The organism is Clostridium tetanomorphum (assembly GCF_017873215.1).
GTDB lineage: Bacteria > Bacillota > Clostridia > Clostridiales > Clostridiaceae > Clostridium_AO > Clostridium_AO tetanomorphum.
On sequence record NZ_JAGGKA010000033.1, the window covers coordinates 24032 to 30031 of the forward strand.

General features: G+C 30.3%; 7 protein-coding genes. All 7 read right to left on the reverse strand.

Annotated features, from left to right (window positions below):
- Window positions 1-14: 14 nt before the first annotated feature.
- The 7 genes from J2Z24_RS20085 to J2Z24_RS20115 all read right to left on the reverse strand — a co-directional run bounded on the left by J2Z24_RS20085 (window position 15) and on the right by J2Z24_RS20115 (window position 5796).
- Window positions 15-719: an ABC transporter ATP-binding protein gene (locus J2Z24_RS20085; RefSeq protein WP_241392939.1), complete on the reverse strand. Its 705-nt coding sequence runs from the start codon at window positions 717-719 to the stop codon at window positions 15-17.
- Entirely contained in the window at window positions 704-1225 is a 522-nt protein-coding gene (locus J2Z24_RS20090; RefSeq protein WP_051593372.1) for an ATP-binding cassette domain-containing protein, read from the reverse strand. The genes J2Z24_RS20085 and J2Z24_RS20090 overlap by 16 nt, the downstream gene beginning before the upstream one ends.
- Entirely contained in the window at window positions 1225-2073 is an 849-nt protein-coding gene (gene opp1C, locus J2Z24_RS20095) for a nickel/cobalt ABC transporter permease (RefSeq protein WP_035150048.1), read from the reverse strand. Before opp1C ends, J2Z24_RS20090 begins: the two co-directional genes overlap by 1 nt.
- A gap of 61 nt (window positions 2074-2134) precedes the next feature.
- Window positions 2135-2911, reverse strand: a complete 777-nt coding sequence (locus J2Z24_RS20100; RefSeq protein WP_051593373.1) for an ABC transporter permease subunit — start codon at window positions 2909-2911, stop codon at window positions 2135-2137.
- A 65-nt stretch (window positions 2912-2976) separates the two neighbouring features.
- A complete protein-coding gene (nikA, locus tag J2Z24_RS20105; protein WP_242990794.1) occupies window positions 2977-4317 on the reverse strand; it encodes a nickel ABC transporter substrate-binding protein in 1341 nt (446 codons plus the stop codon).
- Window positions 4318-4609: 292 nt separating this feature from the next.
- Complete coding sequence (locus J2Z24_RS20110) at window positions 4610-5206, reverse strand: MATE family efflux transporter (RefSeq protein ID WP_051593374.1); 597 nt, start codon at window positions 5204-5206, stop codon at window positions 4610-4612.
- Window positions 5203-5796, reverse strand: a complete 594-nt coding sequence (locus J2Z24_RS20115) for an MATE family efflux transporter (RefSeq protein ID WP_085059130.1) — start codon at window positions 5794-5796, stop codon at window positions 5203-5205. Before J2Z24_RS20115 ends, J2Z24_RS20110 begins: the two co-directional genes overlap by 4 nt.
- Window positions 5797-6000 lie beyond the last annotated feature (204 nt).

The following is a 6000-nucleotide window of genomic DNA, read 5'->3' on the forward strand; positions in this document are numbered from 1 at the left end:
TGCATATTCATTTTTCACATTTGCAAGATTATTACTAGATATATTTTCCACAATTTTCCTCTATACAAAAATAAAACTTCATCACACACACTAGCTACGGCTTGTAAATCATGAGCTATGAATAAATATGTCATATTCAAATCCTTCTTTAACTCTTTAAGTAGTTGGAGTATTTGAGCTTGTATTGATACATCTAATGAGCTTATAGCCTCATCAAGTACCATAAACATAGGATTTGTAGAAATAGCTCTAGCAATACATACACGTTGTAACTGTCCTCCACTTAGTTCATGTGGATATCTATACATTAAAGATTTAGATAGTCCCACTCTATTTAAAAGTTCCTCTACTTTTTCTTCAATTTTACCCTTTCTTCCAAGAGCAATAAGTGGTTCAGCTATAACTTCTTTTATTGTAAAACGGGGATTTGCAGATGACGTATAGTCCTGAAATACTACACTCATTTGTCCCTGATTTTCCTTTATCCATTTTTTCACTGGTTGTCCTTCAATAGTTATACTTCCGCTATTTGCTTTTTCTAGTCCTAATATCAAACGACTAAGAGTACTTTTTCCACTCCCACTCTCTCCTATAAGTCCTACACAGTCTCCTTCTTTCACGCAGAAACTAATTCCCTGTAAAACATTTAGTTTATCTTTTCCCCTGGATAATCCAATCTTTGAATAACTCTTATAAACATCATTTACTTGCAACAGCATACTTCATCCTCCAGAATCATAGATTTACGAAATGAATCTGTAAGCTTTAATCGAGTATCAATTAAATATTTAGTATATTCATGTTTAGGATCATTAATACACATTTTATCTAAAGCTTGTACCGAAATTTTCTCTGCTTCTTTTTTTGAAATATTTCCATTTTCTTGTAACGTTTCAATCATTTGATATCCTATAGTATAGAGGGCATCAAATGATGACATTGCATCTTGAAGTATCATACAAATATTCTTGCCTCTTATTTTTCTAATAATATCACTCTTCGCTTTTAATAATTCTATATCATTAAATTTGGCACTCCCAGTAACTTTCAACCATGGATTTGTAAGTCCTAATATTGCTTTAGTTGTCATTGATTTACCACTTCCACTTTCCCCTACAATTCCCAAGCAAGTATTAGATTTTAGCTCAAAACTTATATTACTAACTATTTCTTCATTATTTCTTATATCTTTTATAGAAAGATTTTTTACTTCTAATAAATTCACTATCTACTCACCTCTTTCATTTCACCATGTTTTTTAGGATCTAGAGCCACTTGTAAGCTATCACCTAAAAAACTAAATGCTGCGACAACAATAAGTATTGCAATACCAGGTGCTAACATTTGAGTAGGGTGAGTTGTCATGATATTTTTGGCTTCATTTAACATCATACCCCATTCCGGAGTTGGTGCTTGTACTCCTAATCCTAAAAATGATAATGCTGAAATATTTAAAATAACCCATCCTGTATCAAGAGTTGCAAGTACAGCAATTTCTCCTATAATTCCAGGAATCAAGTGTTTCTTTACAATATGCCACATACTGCATCCAGATACTTTTGCCAATTTTATATAATTTTTATCTACATATTGTATAATGATAGACCTAATCATTCTAGTATACCATGCCCATTTGGCTATAATATTTGCAATCACTACATTTAGAAGTCCTGGTCCAAGTATGCCAACTATTGCAAGTATCATAACTTCGCTTGGGAATGATAGCATAACATCACAAATTCTCATAATAATTTCATCTAGCCATCCTCGAAAAAATCCTGAAATTACACCTAAAATAGTACCAATAGCAATAGTAGCTATCATTGTAACTATGGAAAATATAATTGTTGTACGAATTCCATATAATATTCTTGACAACACACATCTTCCTAAATGATCTGTTCCAAATGGGTATTTCATACTTATAGACACAAATTTCTGTTTTATATTTATTTCTACAGGATCATTTGGACTAATCAATGGAGCTAGAATACCACCTATTATAATAGTAAATAAAACCATAATACAAATCATAGCAAGTTTATCTGATTTTAATCGCTTTAACACTATCATTTTATGACTCCTTTCTTATTCTCGAGTCAATCAATGCACCAAATATATCAACTAATAAATTTCAAACTACAAACATTATTGCCATAATAAGTATGTACGCTTGTATAATAGGATAATCTCCATTAAATATAGCTGTTACACATAACCTACCTATACCAGGCCATGCAAAAATATTTTCTACTATAACTGTTCCTGCTATTAGTTTTGGAATTGACATTCCAAGAGCTGTAATTGATGATTGAAGCGAATTTTTAAATATATGTTTTATGATAGTACTTTCTTTAAGTCCTCTAACTCTCCCATAAAGAACATAATTTTCTTGTTTATTTTTTATCATGTTGTTTCTGATTAATCTTACATAAGTTGAAATATATGAGAGAGATAATGTAACTACTGGAAGAATAACAGAGTTTGCTGCTACCATTCCACTTGTAGGGAAAATATTTAGTTTAACTGCAAAAATCCACATTAAAAGTAATCCTACCGTTACACTAATTAAAATAGTAATTATTAAAGACACTGATGCCAAGTGAAGTGTAGCTGGAAGCGCTTGCCCAATTTCTTTTATAACTGGTTTATTATTTACATAACTTTCTCCAAAATTGCCTTTTAAACTATCTCCTAACCATGTTGCATATCTTTCAAAAAAAGGTTTATCTAATCCCAACTTATTCCTCATTTGCTGAATTGCTTCATCTGTAGCTACTGTTTCATTAACTCTAAGTGCAACCTCGGCAGGGTCACTAGGACTAAGATTAATTATTATAAATGATAGAAATGAAATCCCAATCAATATAGGTATTATACTCAATACTCTTTTTGTTATATAACTTTTCATTTTATCTCTCCTAAATGTTATATGTAATAAAGGCAAATATATAAATTTGCCTTTATTGATTTTACTTATTTCTCAAAATACATTTTTTGAAATAGTATTTCATACTGAGATGAATTAAAAGTAACTCCTTTTAATCCATTTACATGTACTACTTTTGTTCTAGAATAAGTAAGAGGAATATATACACATTGATCATTAATATATGTTAAAACATCTTTGTACATTTGCTTACGAGTATCTTCATTTTGTTCAATCATAATAGCTGTAATAGTTTGGTCTAACCATTTCTTTTTCTCCATGCCTATTTGTGCTTGATAATCAGCATGAGCTGGTGTACGCCATGAGGACAAATAAGCTTGTCGATCATATGGAGTACCCCAAGAAAGTGAATATTGAAGATTAAATTTTCCTGATTTTTGACGATCAAGGAAGGCTTGTTTTTCTTCCCCTACAACTTTAAGACTAATGCCTACTGCTTTAAAATTATTTTGAATATATTCACTAATAGTACGCCCCTGTGCATTATTAGAGTTAAAATAAATTGTTACCTCACATTTATTTCCATTTTTATATCTATATCCATCGTTGCCCATCTTCCATCCTGCTTGTTCTAAAAGATTTTTAGCTTTATCTATATCATATGAACGTGTTTTTAAATCTATATTGCAATATTTAACTGTTTTCGATAATAGTGTATCAGTAACTGCTTCTGAACCATTCAAAATCCCACCTGCAATAGACTTTTTATCAATTACATATTGAACCGCTTCTCTAAACTTTAAATCTCCAGTAATTTCCCTATTTGAATTTAAAAGAATTGCTCTAGATGCAATTGGTTCACTCATTACAGTAACATACTTTCCATCTTTTTCTAACTTTTTAAAAGAATCTAGATCAATCATATCTCCATGAGAACCAAATAAAAGATCAACTTCCCCTTTCTCTAATCCTAATAATATTGTTTGGTGATCAGGCATAACTTTCCATTTTACAGAATTTACTTTTGGTTTCTCTCCCCAATAATTTTTATTCATTGTAAATGCTGCATATTGATTATCTTTATACTCTGAAAGTACCCATGGACCTGTTCCAATATATCCATTCACCCCATTTTTTGTAGCTCCATTAACAAAACATTTAGGTGAAATAAATCTAAATGGGCGTGTAAGCGCAATTTCTTCAAGAGTTGGATAATATGCATGTTTTAAAACTAATTTATATGTAAATTCATCAACTACTTCATTGCTTTTAATTTCATTTACAAGATCAAGCCATGCATGACGTTCACGATTTCCAACAATAGCATCCATATTCAACTTAACAGCCTTTGCATTAAAAGGTTCTCCATCTGTAAAAGTTACTCCCTTTCTTAGATGAAAAGTATACTCTCGCCCACCTTTAGATATTTCCCAGCTTTCTGCTAGCCAAGGTTTTACTCCTTCCTTAGTATTATTACTAACGGCTCAAACACCATATTCTGAGCTGCCATTTCCCCTGAATAAAGATGAGGATTTATATCTCTAATGTCTTTTGTGCTCGCATAAACTATTTCATCTGGATTTTTTTATCTGCATTTGTTTTGGTATTATTTGTGCATCCTACTGAAAAGCACATTGCTGAAACAAGTGCAAATGCCATGATCTTTTTTAACTTCATTTTTACTCCTCCAATTTTATAATCTTATTTATATTGAAAATTTTACGATAAATTCAATTCTTTCCTCATACTAGGTAAATACATAATTAAAAATACTGATCTACTTAAGCAAAATATTAAAAATGCTATCCAAAGTCCATGATTACCCATTGTTGATACAAGACATTTATCTGCTATTAAAAAGGTTATCAAGCTAAGTATCATTGAATTTCGTATAGCCTTAGTTTTTATTGCTCCACTAAATATTCCATAATACACTAATCCCACAGCTGTAAATAACGGGAAACATAATAAATATTTATCAAATGCTGATATTAAATTAAGCACTTCTTCTATATTGGTAAACAATGTAATTAAAATATTTTTCCCCAAAAAATACATTATAGTAATTATAATTGTAAAAATCATAGACCATTGTCCACTTCGCTTAATATTTAAATCAAATAATTCTTTATCATCTTTACCAATTGCCTTACCTGCAAATACACTAGCTGCATTAGCTAATCCGTCAAAGGCATATGCCATAATATACTGGATTTGAAATAATATAGAATTAGCAGCCAATACATCAGCCCCAAGTTCTGCACCCTCTGCAATAAATATATTTGTAGTAATTAATAAACATATGGTTCGTATCATAAGATCTGTAGATCTGTATTACACTTCATAATACTTTTAAAAGCTTCTTTGTTAAAAACAACATTTTTTGTTAAATTTCTAAAGTTAAAATTACCACAAGTAATCATTAAAATGCATCCTATGCCAAAACCTATTATTTGAGATATCAGTGTTGCAACTGCAACACCTCCCACATTATAATTAAATACTTGTACTAATAATAAATCCAGTACTATATTAACTACATTAGTGGTAATTTGCATAAATAATGATTCTTTTAATTTTGCTTGTCCCATTAGCCATCCAAGAATAACATAATTTCCAAGTACCAGCGGTGCTCCCCAAATTAAAATAGAGAAATACTTATCTGCAAGATTTTTTATATCTTCACTAGGGTTAAGTATCGATAATGCAAAATTACCAATCATCTTTTGAAACAAAATAAATGTAAGTCCTAATGTTATAGCAATACACATGGGTCGTATAAATGCAAGTATTCTATCCTTCTCATCATTGGTTCCAAGAGCGTGAGCTGAATAAGCTGATGTACTTACTCTTAAAAATCCAATATATTGTATTAAATATGACTTATGAGTTAATTTAGAATCTATACATTCCTCCTATTTCAAAACTTCTAAGTCCGTTTTTTCCTATAATCACCTCCCTAAATACATTTTTATTCATTATAATAAAATGACATATTATTTATAATTGCAATATAAAAAGGGGCTGTCGCACTATAAAATTAGTGTGACAGTTTTTTTTGCATAAAAAAATAAATCTCCCACTCGGAAGAGTGAAAGACTTATGGTAAA